General features: G+C 69.7%; 12 protein-coding genes. 4 read left to right on the forward strand and 8 right to left on the reverse strand.

Annotated elements, in window-relative coordinates; all coding sequences use genetic code 11:
• Positions 1-280: 280 nt before the first annotated feature.
• Positions 281-607, forward strand: a complete 327-nt coding sequence (gene trxA, locus L3V18_RS07540; RefSeq protein ID WP_237054060.1) for a thioredoxin TrxA — start codon at positions 281-283, stop codon at positions 605-607.
• 266 nt (positions 608-873) lie between these two features.
• Complete coding sequence (gene rho, locus L3V18_RS07545) at positions 874-2580, forward strand: transcription termination factor Rho (protein WP_237054061.1); 1707 nt, start codon at positions 874-876, stop codon at positions 2578-2580.
• 241 nt (positions 2581-2821) lie between these two features.
• On the opposite strand, the gene L3V18_RS07550 is transcribed toward rho, so the two are convergent.
• The 3 genes from L3V18_RS07550 to L3V18_RS07560 form a co-directional block, all read right to left on the reverse strand.
• On the reverse strand, positions 2822-3226 hold the full coding sequence (locus tag L3V18_RS07550; protein ID WP_237054062.1) for a nuclear transport factor 2 family protein: 405 nt from the start codon (positions 3224-3226) through the stop codon (positions 2822-2824).
• 66 nt (positions 3227-3292) lie between these two features.
• Complete coding sequence (locus tag L3V18_RS07555) at positions 3293-3835, reverse strand: hypothetical protein (protein ID WP_237054063.1); 543 nt, start codon at positions 3833-3835, stop codon at positions 3293-3295.
• Between the two features lie 24 nt (positions 3836-3859).
• Positions 3860-4708 (reverse strand): energy transducer TonB, encoded by an 849-nt coding sequence (locus L3V18_RS07560; protein ID WP_237054064.1) that lies wholly within the window; start codon positions 4706-4708, stop codon positions 3860-3862.
• Between the two features lie 182 nt (positions 4709-4890).
• Between L3V18_RS07560 and L3V18_RS07565 the strand changes: the two genes are divergently transcribed.
• Complete coding sequence (locus L3V18_RS07565) at positions 4891-6705, forward strand: monovalent cation:proton antiporter-2 (CPA2) family protein (protein WP_237054065.1); 1815 nt, start codon at positions 4891-4893, stop codon at positions 6703-6705.
• Between the two features lie 256 nt (positions 6706-6961).
• On the opposite strand, the gene L3V18_RS07570 is transcribed toward L3V18_RS07565, so the two are convergent.
• From L3V18_RS07570 to L3V18_RS07585, 4 genes are all read right to left on the reverse strand, one after another.
• Positions 6962-10318: an ankyrin repeat domain-containing protein gene (locus L3V18_RS07570; protein WP_237054234.1), complete on the reverse strand. Its 3357-nt coding sequence runs from the start codon at positions 10316-10318 to the stop codon at positions 6962-6964.
• Between the two features lie 25 nt (positions 10319-10343).
• The gene (locus L3V18_RS07575) at positions 10344-10613 is read right to left on the reverse strand and encodes a YcgL domain-containing protein (protein WP_237054066.1); all 270 of its coding nucleotides are present in this window, start codon (positions 10611-10613) and stop codon (positions 10344-10346) included.
• 197 nt (positions 10614-10810) lie between these two features.
• Entirely contained in the window at positions 10811-11824 is a 1014-nt protein-coding gene (cydB, locus tag L3V18_RS07580) for a cytochrome d ubiquinol oxidase subunit II (protein WP_237054067.1), read from the reverse strand.
• On the reverse strand, positions 11824-13236 hold the full coding sequence (locus L3V18_RS07585; protein ID WP_237054068.1) for a cytochrome ubiquinol oxidase subunit I: 1413 nt from the start codon (positions 13234-13236) through the stop codon (positions 11824-11826). The genes cydB and L3V18_RS07585 overlap by 1 nt, the downstream gene beginning before the upstream one ends.
• 154 nt (positions 13237-13390) lie before the next feature.
• Here L3V18_RS07585 and L3V18_RS07590 point away from each other — a divergent pair, with 154 nt between their 5' ends.
• Positions 13391-15835, forward strand: a complete 2445-nt coding sequence (locus tag L3V18_RS07590; RefSeq protein ID WP_237054069.1) for a S9 family peptidase — start codon at positions 13391-13393, stop codon at positions 15833-15835.
• 368 nt (positions 15836-16203) lie between these two features.
• Here the strand turns inward: L3V18_RS07590 and L3V18_RS07595 are convergent, their stop codons facing one another.
• A complete protein-coding gene (locus L3V18_RS07595; protein ID WP_237054070.1) occupies positions 16204-16797 on the reverse strand; it encodes a TrbM/KikA/MpfK family conjugal transfer protein in 594 nt (197 codons plus the stop codon).
• Position 16798: the final 1 nt, after the last annotated feature.

Here is a 16798-nt window from a genome sequence, read left to right on the forward strand (position 1 = left end):
TCGGTTCAGGTTTCCATGCGCGGCGCACGTCTTCTCATCGTGTCATCGCGACTTGTCATGGGGCAGCGCTTGCGCGGGTCACGCCGTCGCAGCAGACTGCCGGGGTCGGCCAGTGGATCCCTGACCGCAGCGTCGGCGGGCCTTGAAGCCGCCGTGAAACGCCCCAGTTTACCTCAATGCCGGCCGCAACCCGCCGGCGGCCGCGGATCCGGTGCCCCGGGCCGCGGCAGGGCCTGGCAACGGCCCGACCTTCCGCATCCGCACCACCCAGGAGAGCCTTGTGAGCGATAAAATCATGCATGTCGGCGATGCCGATTTCGACAGCGCCGTGTTGCAGTCGTCCGAACCCGTGCTGGTCGACTTCTGGGCCGAATGGTGCGGCCCCTGCAAGATGATCGCCCCGGCCCTGGACGAGCTGGCCGAGGCCTATGACGGCAAGGTCAAGATCGCCAAGCTGAACGTGGACCACAACCGCGCGACCGCGATGAAGTACCACGTCCGGTCGATCCCGATGCTGCTGCTGTTCAAGGACGGCCAGGTCCAGGACACCCAGATCGGCGCGGTCGGCAAGGCCCAGCTCGCGCAGATGCTCGACAAGGCGATCTGATTCCGGCCCCGTTCCCGGCACCGCCCCGTCCACCGGAGCGCGGTGCCGGCTGTCCGGACCGGGGCACGCCCGGCCGGCGCCGCAAGGTGAACGGCCAGCGCCGAAACCCTTGCGCGACGCGCCTTTGCGGTGCTAGTTTCAGTACACCCGGCGTTTCTGGATGGATGTCCGTCTCGCCGCACCCTTCTGGAAACACCAGACCCACCACGTCCATGACGCTCCGCTCGCCCGCGGCGAGCGCTCGCCGCTTAGCGAGGAAATGACGCTTGTCCGATAACACTCCCGACGCCGGCGAGACCGCCGAGAAGCGCGTGCGCAAGCCGCGTGCGACCAAGGCCAGCACCGCGGCCTCTTCCAGCAAGACCGAGTCCGCCGCCGAGCCGGCCCGGACCGACACCCCCCGCCCCGAGCCGGTGAAGACCGAAGCGGCGGCCGCTCCGAGCGCCCCCGCATCGGGTGGCGACGCCCCGGCATCGGCCGAGGGCGGCAGCGCGGCGCCCCCCGCCGGCGAGGGCGGCCAGCGTGAAGGCGGCCAGCGCGAGAACCGCGATCGCGACGGCGGCCAGGACGGGGGCCGCGGCAACCGCCGCGAACGCTTCCGCAACCGCCGCGACCGCAACCGCAACCGTGGCCGCGACGGCATGCCCGACGACAGCGGCGCGGAGGAGTTCACCCCGCGACCGCACCCGCAGGTGCCGGAAGGCTTCCCGCAGTACTCTCTCGGCGACCTGAAGCGGATGCCCGCGCCGAAGCTGCTGGAGATCGCCGAGCAGTTGCAGATCCAGGAGGGCGTCGCCCGCGCCCGCAAGCAGGACGTGATCTTCGCCCTGCTGAAGGTGCTGACCCGCCACGGCGAGGGCGTCGCCGCCGACGGCGTGCTGGAAATCCTGCCGGACGGCTTCGGCTTCCTGCGCGCCCTCGAGGCCAGCTACCTGGCCGGCCCGGACGACGTCTACATCAGCCCGAGCCAGATCCGCCGCTTCAACCTGCGCACCGGCGACCACCTGTCCGGCCGCATCCGTTGGCCGAAGGACGGCGAGCGCTACTTCGCGCTGTCGGTGGTCGACACCATCAACGGCGAGCCGTTGGAAGCGTCGAAGAACAAGACCCTGTTCGAGAACCTGACCCCGCTGTTCCCGCGCCGCCGGTTCCGGCTGGAGCGCGGCGACGGCAGCACCGAGGACATCACCGGCCGCATCCTCGACCTGATGGCGCCGCAGGGCAAGGGCCAGCGCGCACTGATCGTCAGCCCGCCGAAGGCAGGCAAGACCATGCTGATGCAGCAGGTCGCCACCGCGATCACCACCAACCACCCGGACGTGCACCTGATCGTGCTGCTGGTCGATGAGCGTCCGGAGGAAGTCACCGAGATGCAGCGCACCGTACGCGGCGAGGTGGTCAGCTCGACCTTCGACGAGCCCGCCGCGCGCCATGTGCAGGTCGCCGAGATGGTGATCGAGCGCGCCAAGCGCCTGGTCGAGCACAAGAAGGACGTCGTGATCCTGCTCGACTCGATCACCCGCCTGGCCCGCGCCTACAACAACGTCGTGCCGTCCTCGGGCAAGGTCCTGACCGGCGGTGTCGACGCCAACGCACTGCATCGCCCGAAGCGCTTCTTCGGCGCCGCCCGCAATGTCGAGGAAGGCGGCTCGCTGACCATCATCGCCACCGCGCTGATCGACACCGGAAGCAAGATGGACGAGGTGATCTACGAGGAGTTCAAGGGCACCGGCAATTCCGAGGTGCACCTGTCGCGCCAGATCGCCGAGAAGCGCGTCTACCCGGCGATCAACATCAACCGCTCCGGCACCCGCCGCGAAGACCTGCTGATCGAGCCCGACCTGCTGCAGAAGATCTGGATCCTGCGCAAACTGCTGCACGGCATGGACGAGATCGGCGCGATGGAGTTCCTGCTCGACAAGATGAAGAACACCAAGTCGAACGACGAGTTCTTCGCCTCGATGAAGCGCTGAGGCCAGCTATCGACGCACACGAAAACGCCCCGCATCGCGGGGCGTTTTCCTTTGTCGTCCCGAGCCCGCTCGGACCCCGGCCGCGGCGGCCGTGGGCGAGAGGGACTGGATCCCTGTCGTCATCCGCACGCGAGGAAGGACATGGGCCGGGGAACCGGTCGAGCGACGCCTCCTGCGACGGCACGACATCCACCGCCGGAAACGCGTCGATCGGGAGTCCCGCTCTCGGCTTCCGGGATCGTCAGCGCGCGCGACGGTCGCCGATCGCCGCCAGCAACCCGGACCTGTCGAAGTACACCTCGTTCCGCCGGATCCTGCCTGCATCGTCCAGTTGGACGAAACACACGCCGACGATCTCCAGCGCGCTGTCCCCGACCGGGATCCGCGCCAGCCACTTGTTCAGGAAGCCGTCCTCCAGCGGAATGCCCTCGATCTGCGACCACACCCAGTCCGGGTTGTGGCCCAGGAGCTTCCTGAAGTAGGCCAGCAGCGCCGGCCGGCCCGTGATGCCCTGCGGAATTCCGGGATCGAGGTAGAACGCGTCCTCGGAATAGAAGTTCGCCAGCCGTTCCGGATCGTTGCCGGTCCATGCCGGCAGCCAGCGCTCCGCGAACCGGCCGGCCTCATCGCGGGTCAGAAACTTCATCGCATCCTCCCGTTGTCGGCGATCGTTCCGGCCCGCCTGCCACGCGATTCCGGATCCATCGGGCCGTCAGCTTGCATTGGCGCGATCATGAAGCATCTCCGACTCCGAACCGCATCCATTGATGTCATGCGGCACCTCGGCCCTCATCACGCAATCGTGGTAGCTCTTCAGAATTGGTTCTTCGCCGCAGCGCGAAGCGCGCTCGCGCAGCCAGCCGGACATCTCGCGATCGTCAGAAACGGTTCGGGACAGGGTTTCGATCCTCAGGAATGTCCGTTCGCATTCTCCACTTGTCGCCAGCCGCTTTCCGTATGGATTGGCTGCGACATGAAGGCAATACAGGAACGCTGCCGCCGAAGCAGCGAAAAGGGCGCGTCGAATCGGCACCGTCCAGCGGCCCCGCCTGAACGCGTCGATCAGAAACGCGAACGAAAAGAGGAAGATGCTGAGCAGGCCGGGCGCTATCGCCTCGTTGTGCAGATGGAGCCCCCTTCCGCGCCGGCCAGGAATGTAGAGATCGTTGAGGAAGGCGCCCACCAGCGCGTACGCAAGAAGCCCGATCGCAGCGTACAACCACACCAGACTCGGTCGAGATCCTTCTTTACGCATGCGGCTACGGGCTCCCGACCCGGATCAGCCCCGTGGCGCGCTCAGCGGCGTCAACAGCTCCGGTCCGTGCCGGCCGACCGGGTATACGCCTCCGGCCGCGAGCGTATCCGGCGAGACGCCGTCGTCTTCCTGCGACCACGGATTGGGTCGGCGCGGGCCCGGAATGTAGGAATTCCATTCGCCGTAGAGCGGCAGGCGCGCCCCGGGCACGACGAAATCGATCGGCACCCGGACCATCCAGTACGGCTGGTCGTCCATCTGCCGTGGCGGGTTGAAGGTCCAGTTGCGCGCGGTGCCGACGGCGACCTGCTCGAAACGATCGCGCATGCGACGCATGCGCGGCTCGCTCGCGGCCACCTTCAGGTCCACCCGTTCGGCCATCACGTCTTCCACGCTGCCATCGCGTGCGATCCTGATCAGCAGGTAGACGGTTCCACCGGCTCCTTCACGCGCCAGCGCCCCCGGGAACACCGGCGGATACATGCGCCGGGACGTCGGCACGTCCTCTCTCCTCTCCTTGCTGGCACCGGAGAAACGGGCACCGGCGATCTCGACGAAATAGCTGTCGTCGCCCGCCTTGCGCGCCTTGAGGTGGATGCTGGCGCTCGTGCGCACCGCCGCGGGCCGGCCATCGATCAGCACCGGCCTGAAGCGCCATCGGGGCACGTGCGAGCCAAGGAGCTCCACCACGGCGGGCGGAAGCTTTTCAGGCTGGTCGAGACGCCAGGACGACACCGCTCCTTCCGGATCGATGTCGATCTCGCCAGTCACCAGCATGCTCGCTTCGACCCGGTCGCGCACCGGCCTGGAGTCCGGCGATGCGGCCAGCGCCGATCCGGCGGCCAGCGTCAGGATCAGGGCCAGGACTTTCATCGAATGCACCATCCCCGAACGGATCATCCCTTTCCTCCATGGGTATCGCCGGTGGCATGCGGTCGCCGCCATACTGCGGCTGCCACAATACCGGTTCCGCAGGTTCCGCCGCCATACTGCTGACCCATGAGTCTGGCCGGCCGCGACGCCGGAACGCACCTGCCACCATTTTCTGGAAGCTCATGCACGGACAAGGTCTGGAACTCGCTCTCGTATTCCTGCTCGCCGCGGTGATCGCGGTGCCGGTGTTCCGACGCTTCGGTCTGGGCGCAGTGCTCGGCTATCTTGCCGCCGGCGTCGCGCTGGGGCCGTTCGGGCTGAAGGTGATCACCAATGCCGAGCGGGTGCTGACCGCGTCGGAGATCGGCGTGGTGATGATGCTGTTCGTGATCGGCCTGGAGCTGTCGCTGCCGCGGCTGAAGGTGATGCGGCGGCCGGTGTTCGGCGTCGGCGGGCTGCAGGTGCTGCTGTGCGGGTTGGCGCTGGCGGGACTGTCGCTGCTGAGCGGGCTGGAGTTGAAGGCGGCGATCGTGGTCGGCTTCGGCCTGGCATTGTCGTCGACCGCGGTCGGCCTGCAGCTGCTGGCCGAACGCAAGTCGCTGACCGCGCCGCACGGACGGCTGGCATTCGCGATCCTGCTGTTCCAGGACCTGGCGGCTATCCCGCTGCTGGCGGCGATTCCGCTGCTCGCATCCGGCGGCGGCGAGACCGGGCCAGGCTGGCTGGGCGTCGCCAAGGCAGTCGCCGCGATCGCGATCCTGGTGCTCGGCGGGCGCCTGCTGCTGCGGCACCTGTTCCGCATCGTCGCGCGCTCGCAGATGCCGGAGGTATTCACCGGCGCCGCCCTGCTGACCGTGCTCGGATCGGCCTGGCTGATGCAGGCGGCGGGGCTGTCGGCCGGCCTGGGGGCGTTCATTGCCGGCGTGCTGCTGGCCGACTCGGAGTTCCGTCACGAACTCGAATCGCAGATCGATCCGTTCAAGGGCCTGCTGCTGGGCCTGTTCTTCATGGCGGTCGGCATGAGCATCGACCTCGGCCGGGTAATGTCGGAACCGCTGTCCATCGCCGGCCTGGTCACCGCGCTGATGCTGGTCAAGTTCGCGCTGATCTTCATGGTCGGCCGCATCCCCGGCGGCCTCGACCGCGGCGAGGCGCTGCGGCTGGGCGCGGTGCTGGCGCTGGGCGGCGAGTTCGCGTTCGTGGTGTTCTCCGAGGCGGTGCGTGCCGGCCTGCTCGACATGGTCGCTCGCGACCGCCTGGTCGCGGCGGTCGGCGTGTCGATGGCGCTGACTCCGCTGCTGCTGATCGCGCTGTCGCGGACGCTGGCGGACAAGCCGAGGGCTGAACCGGAACGTAAGGCCGATCCGATGCCGGAGGACGGTCGCCCGCAGGTGCTGATCGCCGGCTTCGGCCGCTTCGGCCAGATCGTCGCGCGCCTGCTGGCGATGCACCGCACGCCTTTCATCGTGATCGAGCACGACGTGGAGCAGTTGGAGTTCTCGCGCCGCTTCGGCAACCTGATCTACTACGGCGATCCGGCCCGGCCCGATCTGCTTCGCTCGGCCGGCGCCGCACACGTGGACGTGTTCGTGGTCGCGATCGACGACCCGGCCGAGAGCCTGCGCGTCGCCAAGGCCTTCCGCCACCTGTATCCGAAAGCGCGCGTGTTCGCACAGGCCCGCGACCGCCGTATCGCCTGGGAATTGATGGACATCGGCGTCGAGCCGGTGCGCGAGTTGCTGCATTCGAGCCTGCACACCGGCGAGGCGGTGCTGCGTGCGCTGGGCGTGCCGGCCGACACCGCACACCACCTGGCCGCCCGCTTCGCCGAGCACGATCAGCGCCTGTTGCAGGCGCAGCACCCGATCCGCCACGACGAGAACGCGCTGATGCAGACCGTGCAGGACGCCCGCCGCGAACTGGAGGAGCTGCTCAGCGCCGACGCCGGCGAAGGCGTGCTCGGCAAGGCTTCCGATCCTGACCCGGAACATCGCTAGCGGGGCAGGCAACTCTGAAAAATTCCGCGGATGGACACGGGTCAGGCCAACGGCGGCTGCATGGCCGCATATCCGCACCGATTCGACGTCAGGCGGCTCTTCCGGGGTGCGCCAGGGTCAGATCAGGCGACTTGTCGTGGTTTACGCGGACCAACACGGAACGGGCCCTCGGCGGTTGCTTCATCCATGCGTATCCCGTATCCGCATCGATCCGTTGCCGGAAGGCTTCCCCGAGTTGCGCGACGGGCTGGACAGCTCAGGACTTGTCGCGGAGGAAGCGCGCCATCGACACGCCCGACGACGACGCGGGGGCGCCGAACTCGGCGGCGATGTCGACGAAGCCGCGCATCACCGCGATCTCCCGCGGAGTGCGGTTCAGCGAATCGCGCTGCTCCGGGTCGGCGCCAGCGCGCAGCAGCCACTGCACCACACCGACCAGGCCATGCAGGGCGGCCAGGTGCAGCGGCCCGAAGCCCCGCGGGTCGGCGACGTCCAGGTGCGCGTCGTGGTCGACCAGCAGTTCCATGCCGGCGATCAGGCAGTCCTCGTCGGCGGCGGTACCGGGCTCGGCGCGGGCGCCGAGCAGCAGCAGCAGTGGCGTCACCCCCGCGGCACTGACGTCGGCATCGCCGTCGGCCAGCAGCAGGGTGTCGAACAGCGCGACCAGGCGGGTGCGGTCGCGCGCGGTGAAACCGAACATCGCCGCACAGTGCAACGGCGTACGGCCCTGGGCGTCGACCGCGTGCGCATCGGCGCCGGCCGCGAGCAGACGCGCGGCCATGTCCGGCAGGCCGAGCGCGCAGGCGACCATCAACACCGTCAGCTCGCCGGGCAGCCTCTGCTCGAGCGGCGCGCCGGCGGCGATCAGCGCGTCGACGATGTCGGCATGGCGCATGCTGACCGCTGCCGACAACGGCGTCGCTCCCGAATTGGCCGCCTTGCGCGGATCGGCGCCCCGCGCCAGCAACAGCCCGACCAGGGCCGAATGACCGCCGCCTGACGCGCGCAGCAACGCCGTGCAGCCCTGGCTGTCGGCCGCGTCGACCGGATGACCGAGGTCGAGCAGACGGCGGACCGCGTCGGCGTCGCCGACGATCGCCGCGGCCGGGACGTCGCTGTCGCGCAGTCGCCTGCGCGGCAGCGGCCAGCCACGCCAGTCGAGCCAGTCGGCAAGATCGCGGCGGCCGGACGAGAGTGCGACACCGAGCGGCGTCTGGCCATCGGCGGCGAGCAGGTCGGGCACCGCACCGTGTGCGACCAGCCGTCGCAGCATGTCCTCTCGGCCAAGCGCCGCCGCCAGATGCAGCGCGCTCATGCCATGGCTGTCGCGCACGTTGAGGTCGACGCCGCAGGTCAGCAGACGATCGAGCAACCGCGACCAGCCCAGGCGCACCGCCAGCGTCAACGAAGGATCTCCGGCCGGCGAGGGCGCGAACGGGTCGGCGCCGCGTTCGAGCAAATCCAGCGCCAGCGTCTCGCCGTGCGCGGCGGCGGCCTTGTCGGTCACGCAGGCGGCCAGGCACCTCGCCAGTCCGCCGGCACCGGAAGGCGCATGGCCATGCCGCAGCAGTGTCTCGACCTGCGGCCAGGCCGCCGGTCCGCGATCGAGCCAGTCGAACAGCACGGTGTCGCCGGCGGGGTTGCGGACGCCGGCATCGGCGCCATGGCGCAACAGCCATTCGACCTGCGTCGCCGTCGGTATCGGGGCAATGTGCAGCATCCGCCCCAGCTCGGCGACCGACATCAGCCGTGCGACCGACTCGGCGCCGCGCTCGCGGCCTTCGGCGAGGGCGTCGCGCAGCAGTGCTGCGGGCGGCCGGTCGGGCAACGGCGCATCGGCGTCGCCGTCGGTGTCGTCATTGATGCAGGCCGGCATCGCGTAACCCGCGTCCAGCGCCGCCACCAGCGCCCAGCGCCCGGCCTCGGCGGCACGGTCGACCGCACGCTTGCCTTCGCCATCGCCGTGCTCGGGCGAAACACCGAGCGCGAGCAGGCGCTCGATCAGCGCCGGCGTGGTCGCCTCGGCCATGCATGCCAGTTGCAGCGCGTTGCGGCCGCTCGCGTCCAGCGCATTCGCCTCCTCCGCGCCATCGCGTGGAAGGTGCTGGAGCAGCCGTTCGAGCACCGCCAGGCGACCGGCACGCGCGGCTTCGAGCACCGCGTTGTGTCCCTGGACGTCGGCGATGGCGGGGTCGGCACCGGCGGCGAGCAGCACCGCGATGATCTCCTCGTGTCCGGCCAGCACCGCTTCGTGCAGGGCGGTACGGCCGCGGGCATCGGCGGCGTCGACCCGTGCCTTCTGCTTGAGCAGCAGCTGGACGCCGGCCGGGTCGTCGTCCTCGCCTCCGGCCGCGGCGAGCAGGGCCGGCCGGCCGTCGGCGGGGTGCGGACGGGCGCCGCGTTCGAGCAGGAAACGCGCCAGCCGCCAGTTGCCGCAGGCGCAGGCCACGCCCAGCGGCGACTGGCCCTCGCCGTTGAGCGCATCGATATCGGCGGCGGCATCGCGCAGCAGCGCCGCGACGCCGGGATCGGAGCTGCGCGCGGCATGATGCAGCGGCGTGTTGCCGTCGCCGTCGCGGGCGCGCGGATCGGAGCCGTTGGCGAGCAGGGTCATCACTGCGTCCGGACGTCCGTGCCAGCTGTCGCGGGTCGCCGCGATCAGAGGCGTCATGCCGCCGTGCGCTGCATTGAGGTCGACGCCGGCGGCGATCAGCTGCCTCAGCAGGCGCAGGTCCGGCAACACCGATGCCAGCGCCGCCAGGCTGCGGCGGTCGCGCTCGCCCGGCGGCGGCGGCGCGTGCGGGTCGGCACCGGCCTCGATCAGCTCCAGCGCGCGCTCGACCCGTCCGCTGCGGGCGGCGGCGTACAGCGCCGGCACGAGCGCCTCGGCCGGCAGTTCGCTCCCGGTCTGCGGGACTTCGGGCTCCGTCGCGACGTCCGTGGCCATGCCACGCACCGGCAGCCCCCCGATCAGCAACACCGGATCGGCCTCGCGCAGCCCCTGCAGCAACAGGTGCATGGCCGGCGAAACGAGCGCCAGCGCCACCCCGACCGCCCACCGCCATCCACCCGCCAGCAGCTCCGGCCAGGCCAGCAGCAACACCAGCAGCAACGGCAGCAGGACCGCGGCGGCCGCCGCGACACCGCGCCAGGCGCCGGGCTCGACCTCCGGCAACCCGCGCCAGGCGGCCGCCACAGACCCGCCGTCGCGCTCGATCCGCTGCCACGCCGGCCAGGTACGCCACAGTGCGATCAGGACCAGGCCGATCACCGCGCTGACGCCGAGCGCAGCCGAGAGGGTGCCCTCCACGACCAGCGCCGACAGCGGCCAGGCCAGCAAGGCGGCAAGCGCGACGCCCGCACCGCCCCATGCCAGCAGCAGCGGCAGGCCGTCGCCGCGCCAGTCCGGGGCACCGGAGCCCGTTCCGGCGCGCCAGCGGCGTACCGCGACGGCGAACGCCGGCTGCGCCAGCACGCCAGCGAGCGCGGCCACGACGCCGCCCAATGCAGCCAGCAGCGACAGCAGCACGCCGGTCGCGGCGCCGATCCACAGCCAGCGGTCCGGACGCGTCGCGACGGCGGCCGTCACGGCAGCCTTGCCGGGCCGCTGCATACGAACCTGCCCGGGCACTTGCTCATCAGGCATCGGTGCCCCAGTCCTCCGTCATCGGGTCCGCCACGGTCGGCGGGAACTGCAGATGAAAGCCGCGAACCGCGAGATTCTCGCGGACCACCCCGGGATCTTCCCGGGCCAGTCTGCGCTCAGGAGTCAGCGCGACCTCGAGCACGAAGGCGAGCGGGCCCAGCTGGGTGCGCAGCGGCTCGGGCAGGCGGGCGAAGTCATCGCGCGCGGCCAGGTACACGTAGGTGTCGGCCTTGCGGAGACTCTTGTAGACGTAGGCTTGCATCGTGGGTGATGACGGGCCGGAGCGGCCCGCGAACGGCTGCGGCGTGATGATGCGCACAGCATACCCGCCGGCACGGCCGGCTTGAACTCGATGGCGCGACGCCCGTCGCAGCCGCTGCCGCCACGGCAGGGCTGCGGTTCAGGCACCGCCACGCCACGCCGCGCGCGTCCCGGCACCGGGTCCCGGGTCCCCGTGGGCTAGTGATATCCCACGTCGGCGGCGATCTTGCCCTTGAACACGCTGTACGACCACCAGGTGTAGCCGAGGATCACCGGCAGCAGCACGACCAGTCCAACCAGCACGAAACCCTGCGAAGACGGGGGCGAGGCCGCCTCCCAGATCGTCAGCGACGGCGGCACGAGGTATGGCCACATGCCCAGCACCAGGCCGGCGAAACCGAGAACGAAGAAGCCCAGGGTCAGCAGGAACGGCATTCCGTCGCGGCCTTCACGCATCACCGCGCGCCACATCGCCCAGGCATTGGCGAGCACCAGCACCGGCACCGGCGACAGCCACAGGAAGTTGCCGTCCTCGAACCAGCGCTCCATCACCCGCGAATCGAGGAACGGCAGCCAGGCGCTGACCAGGCCCATGAACACCACTACGACGAGCGCCAACGGCCTCGCAAGCGTGCGCGCGATACGCTGCAGCGCCCCTTCGGTCTTCAGGATCAGCCAGCAGGCGCCCAGCAGCGCGTAGCCGAACACCACCGCCACGCCGGTCAGCATCGAGAACGGGCTGAACCAGTCGAATGCGCCGCCAACGTACTTGCCGCCCTGAAGCGGCATGCCCTCGACGAGCGCGCCCAGAATCACGCCCTGCGCGAACGCCGCCAGCAGCGAACCGAGCGAGAACGCCGCGCCCCAGGCGGGCTTGGCCCGCTTGGCCTTGAAGCGGAACTCGAACGCGACGCCCCGGAACACCAGCGCGATCAGCATCAGCAGCACCGGCAGGTACAGCGCCGACAGCACCAACGCGTATGCCTTCGGGAAAGCCGCCAGCAGGCCGGCTCCGCCAAGCACCAGCCAGGTCTCGTTGCCGTCCCAGATCGGCGCGGCGGTATTCATCATGTGATCGAGCTGGCCCTCGTCCTCGGCGAACGGGGCGAGGATGCCGAGCCCGAGCACGAAGCCGTCCAGCAGCACGTACATCAGCACGCCAAAGCCGATCACGCCGAACCACACCACCGGCAACACGGTCTGCATGTCCATCACGCACCCTCCTTGCCTGCACCGCCCTCGATCGGTTCGTCCGGCACCGACAGCGGCCGCATTGGCGTCTTCTCCCCGGTCCCCGGCGATGGCGGCGTCTGCGGCACCGGTCCCTTGCGGACCAGCTTGAACAGATACCAGGTGCCGGCGCCGAACACGATTGCGTAGGCCGCCGCGTAGACCAGCAGCGAGGACAGCACGCTGGCGCCCTCGATCGGGCTGACGGCATCGGCGGTGCGCAGCAGCCCGTAGATCACGTACGGCTGACGGCCGATCTCGACCACGTACCAGCCGGCGAGGATCGCGACGAAACCCGACAATGTCATCGCCCGCCATCCGGCCAACACCCAGCGGGTGTCGTACAGGCGCTTGCGCCACCACGCCCATAGCGAGGCCAGCACCAGCAGCAGCATCGCCACGCCCAGGCCGACCATCACACGGAAGCTGTAGAACACCGGCTTCACCGGCGGTCGCTCGCTGGCCGGCACCGCGGTCAGCGGCTCGATCTCGCCATCCCAGCTGTGGGTCAGGATCAGGCTGCCCAGGCGCGGAATCGCGATCTCGTAATCGTTGCGCTCGGCCGCCTCGTTCGGCACCGCGAACAGCACCAGCGGCACGCCTTCGCCTTCGGGCTTGTGCTCCCAGTGCGCCTCCATCGCCGCGACCTTGATCGGCTGATGTTCACGCGCGTTCAGGCCGTGCAGATCACCGACGAAGATCTGCACCGGCACGGTGATCGCGGCGAACAACACCGACATCCGCAGCATCCGCGTCGCCGCCTCGCGGTGCGTGCCTCGGTACAGGTAGCCGGCGCTGACGCCGCCGATCACGAAGCAGGTGGTGATGAACGCCGCCAGCACCATGTGCGCGAGCCGGTACGGGAACGACGGGTTGAAGATGATCGCGAACCAGTCGGCCGGGTGGAACACGCCATCGATCAGCTCGTGGCCCTGCGGCGTCTGCATCCAGCTGTTGGCGGAGATGATCCAGAACGTCGAGATCAGCGTGCCCAGCGCGACCATGCAGGTCGACAGGAAGTGCAGCTTCTCCGACACCCGGCCCCAGCCGAACAGCATCACTCCGAGGAAGGTCGCCTCCAGGAAGAACGCGGTCAGCACTTCGTAGCTCAACAGCGGCCCGAGGATGTTGCCGGCCTGCTCGCTCAGCACCGCCCAGTTGGTGCCGAACTGGAAGCTCATCACGATGCCGGACACCACGCCCATCCCGAACGAGACGGCGAAGATCTTGGTCCAGAAGAAGTAGAGGTCGCGCCAGACCGTGTCGCGGGTGCGCAGCCACCGGGCCTCGACGAAGGCGAGCCAGCTGGCCAGTCCGATCGTGAAGGCGGGGAACAGGATATGGAACGAAACGACGAATCCAAACTGGATCCGGGACAGCAGCAACGGGTCCACGGGACGTGCCTCCACGGCACGCGGGGAGGGTGCCGCGGCTGGTCATTATCCTCCTGCCCGACGCATGGGGAAAGCCGGCCATGACCGATGACCCGATCCGGCACAGGCCACGCCTGCTACGCTGCGGCGGTTTTCCCGCCGGAACGCCCACACGATGCGACTTTCACATTCCCGCCTTCCGCTCGCCACGCTGCTCGCGACGGCGTTGCTGGCCGCCGCGTCTTCTGCCCTGGCCGGCGATTCCACGCCGACGCTGCAGCCGTCGCAGCCGCTGACGCTGACCCAGGCGATGGCCGACCCGGACTGGATCGGTCCGCCGGTCGAGGCCGCATGGTGGGCATGGGACGGCCGCAGCGTGCAGTACCGCCTCAAGCGCGCGGGATCGCCGGTCCGCGACACCTGGCTGCAGCCGGTCGACGGCGGCGACGCGCAGCGGATCGATGGCGCCGCCCGTGCCGATCTCGACGCGCCCCACCCGGCCTACGACGCGCAACGCACGCGCATCGCGTTCGCCCGCAACGGCGACATCTTCGTCCGCGACCTGCGCAGCGGCGCGCTGACCCAGGTCACCCGCAGCGACACCGCCGAATCGCGGCCGCAGTGGAGCGGCGACGGCAACCTGGTGTTCCGCGCCGGCAACGACTGGTTCCAGTGGCGTGCCGGCCAGGGCCTGCGCCAGGCAGCGCTGGTCAAGGCGGAGGATGACCCGGGACAGGCGCCGAAGGCCGACGACCTGCGCGACCGCCAGCTGCGCCTGATCGAGACCCTGCGCACCGAACGCGCCCAGCGCGAGGCGGTGCGCGAGCAGGAGGAGGCATGGCGCGGTGCCGATCCGACCCGCGCGCCGAAGCCCGCATACCTCGGCAAGGACGTGGCAATCGAGGACAGCGCGCTTTCCCCGGATGGCCGCTGGCTGCTGGCGGTCACCGTGGCACGCGACGGCGATGCCGGCACCACCGGCAAGATGCCCAAGTACGTGACCGAATCCGGCTACGAGGAGTTCGAGGAGGTCCGCACCCGGGTCGGCCGCAAGGCACCGCTGCCGCACCGGCTGTGGCTGGTCGAAACCGCGACCGGCGAGGCCGCCGAGCTGAAATTCGATGCGCTGCCCGGCATCGGCGACGATCCGCTGGCGGCGCTGCGCAAGGCCGCCGGCCAGGAAGCGCTGAAGGGCGACCGCGCGGTGCGGGTCGAGACCGATGGCGATGGCACCGGCCCGGCGATCCACTGGAGCGACGACGGCCGCCAGGCCGCGGTTTTGCTACGCGCGATCGACAACAAGGACCGCTGGATCGCGACGGTGAGCCCGGCTGCCGCTCAGGTCGCCTCAGCGACGCTGCAGGCCCGCCATCGCCTGACCGACCCGGCGTGGATCAACTGGCGCTACAACGATTTCGGCTGGACGCCCGACGGCGCCCTGTGGCTGCTGTCGGAGGAAAGCGGGTACTCCCATCTGTACATCGGCCAAGCCGGCGGTGGCGGTCGCCTGCGCGCGCTGACCTCGGGCCCCTGGGAAGTCTCGCAGCCGCAACTTTCCGCCGACGGCCGCAGCTTCTACTTCACCTGCAATCGCGACTGGCCCGGCGATTACGAAATCTGCGCGGTCGACCGCGACGGCGGCGCCGTGCGCGAGATCACCGCACTCGACGGCGTGGAGGATTTCGCGCTGTCGCCCGACGGTCGGCGGCTGCTGGTCCGCCACTCCGACAGCTATCTGCCGCCGCAGCTCGCCGTGCTGGACACCGACGGCAGCGGCCTGGCGCAGCTGACCGACACCCGCAGCGACGCGTTCAGGGGCCGCGACTGGATCGAGCCCGAATACGTGCAGGTGCCCAGCCGCCACGGCGCCGGCCACATCTGGGGCAAGTTCTACGGCCCGAAGACCTACGAGCCCGGTCGCCGGTATCCGATCGTGATGTTCGTGCACGGCGCCGGCTACCTGCAGAACGTGCACGATCGGTACCCCGCCTACTTCCGCGAGCAGATGTTCCACAACCTGCTGGTGCAGGAGGGCTACATCGTCCTGGACCTCGACTACCGCGCCAGCGCCGGCCTGGGACGCGACTGGCGCACGGCGATCTACCGGCAGATGGGCCATCCCGAGCTGGAGGACTATCTGGACGGCCTGGAGTGGCTCGTCGCCGAGAAGCAGGGCGATCGCGACCGTGCCGGCATCTACGGCGGCAGCTACGGCGGCTTCATGACCTTCATGGCGCTGTTCCGGGAGCCGGGCGTGTTCAAGGCCGGCGCCGCACTGCGACCGGTCACCGACTGGTCCCAGTACAACCACGAGTACACGTCCAACATCCTCAACACGCCCGGGCTCGACCCCGAGGCCTACCTCAAGTCCTCGCCGATCGAGTACGCCGAGCACCTGCAGGACCACCTGCTGATCGCGCACGGCATGATCGACGACAACGTGTTCTACAAGGACTCGGTGATGCTGGCCCAGCGGCTGATCGAACTGCGCAAGGACAAGTGGGAGCTCGCCAGCTATCCGCTGGAGCGCCACGGCTTCGTCCATCCCGACAGCTGGTACGACGAGTACCGCCGCATCCACGAACTGTTCGGGCGGGTGCTGAAGGACGGGCAGGACTGATTGCGAAACCGGCGGCTTGGCCGCTGCCAGCCGCATGGCCGGACAATGTCGGCGGAGGACCCGCTCCGCCGTAAACGCGTCGCCCGCGTGCGGAGGCGCGGGTCGTAGTGCCGCCTTCGCCAGCACCCTGCATGGCCGGGCCTGGGCGTCACGGAGGAGGATCATCCCGATCGGAGGTCATGCCAGGCATCCTCCGGACCTGCCCGATGCCCGCTCTTCGCATCGCTCCGGGCGGCGGGGTCCCGTGTCCCCTTCTGTCCGGCTGCGGGCAGGCCTGTCCTCGCGAACCTCGATGCGCCTGGGCCCGCGCGGCGTGAACGCACCCCGGGCCGTCGGTGACGGCCCGGGTTCGATTCATCTGCAGCCGCTTACCTGGAATTCCTGTAGTCGTACAGGCCGTTCCGGCGCGCCTCGTCCTCCTTGCGGATGCGATCGTTGTAGGCGGCCAGCGCGCTCTCGTAGTTCTGCGACTCGACCCAGTGGCCGCCGCGGTTCGGATCGCCGACGTAGCGCGGCGCGGTGTCGTCGAGATCGGTGTACTGGTGCCCGGTGTAGGCTGCGCAGTAACCCGGCATCTGGTTGCTGATGTAGGTATCGCCGTCGTCCCAGCTGCCACGCCAGAAGACCAGAGTGCGGTTCAGCGACTGCGCATCGCAGCGGCCGGCCCCGCGTGAAATCGCCTCGACCAGATTGGACATCTCGGATGACTGGCTCGACGCCGGACACAGCTGCAGGAAGTTCAGCCGCGCCTTCAGCGTATCCGACAGCTTCTTCATCTTGATGCCGAAGTAGCGCGACAGCGACGGGCTGCACTCGCCTGGACGGGTGCCGGACGACAGGCACAGGATCGCCTCGCAGGCCAGCCGGGTGTCCCCGGTGAGCATGTCCTGCGCGCTGGCCGAACCGATCGAACCGAAGGCGCCGGCGAGCGCCAGCGCGGCAACTAGCAGTTTCTTCCTCATG

The sequence above is a fragment of the Marilutibacter chinensis genome, assembly GCF_021725675.1.
In the GTDB taxonomy this organism is placed as follows: Bacteria; Pseudomonadota; Gammaproteobacteria; order Xanthomonadales; family Xanthomonadaceae; genus Marilutibacter; species Marilutibacter chinensis.

What these genes read in the sequence shown, in the direction of transcription:
- L3V18_RS07555 (WP_237054063.1), bottom strand. Translation starts at nt 3,835, where the DNA reads ATGCGTAAAGAAGGATCTCGACCGAGTCTGGTGTGGTTGTACGCTGCG.
- L3V18_RS07590 (WP_237054069.1), top strand. Translation starts at nt 13,391, where the DNA reads ATGCGACTTTCACATTCCCGCCTTCCGCTCGCCACGCTGCTCGCGACG.
- cydB (WP_237054067.1), bottom strand. Translation starts at nt 11,824, where the DNA reads ATGGACATGCAGACCGTGTTGCCGGTGGTGTGGTTCGGCGTGATCGGC.
- L3V18_RS07550 (WP_237054062.1), bottom strand. Translation starts at nt 3,226, where the DNA reads ATGAAGTTTCTGACCCGCGATGAGGCCGGCCGGTTCGCGGAGCGCTGG.
- L3V18_RS07595 (WP_237054070.1), bottom strand. Translation starts at nt 16,797, where the DNA reads ATGAGGAAGAAACTGCTAGTTGCCGCGCTGGCGCTCGCCGGCGCCTTC.
- L3V18_RS07570 (WP_237054234.1), bottom strand. Translation starts at nt 10,318, where the DNA reads ATGCAGCGGCCCGGCAAGGCTGCCGTGACGGCCGCCGTCGCGACGCGT.
- L3V18_RS07575 (WP_237054066.1), bottom strand. Translation starts at nt 10,613, where the DNA reads ATGCAAGCCTACGTCTACAAGAGTCTCCGCAAGGCCGACACCTACGTG.
- L3V18_RS07560 (WP_237054064.1), bottom strand. Translation starts at nt 4,708, where the DNA reads ATGAAAGTCCTGGCCCTGATCCTGACGCTGGCCGCCGGATCGGCGCTG.
- L3V18_RS07565 (WP_237054065.1), top strand. Translation starts at nt 4,891, where the DNA reads ATGCACGGACAAGGTCTGGAACTCGCTCTCGTATTCCTGCTCGCCGCG.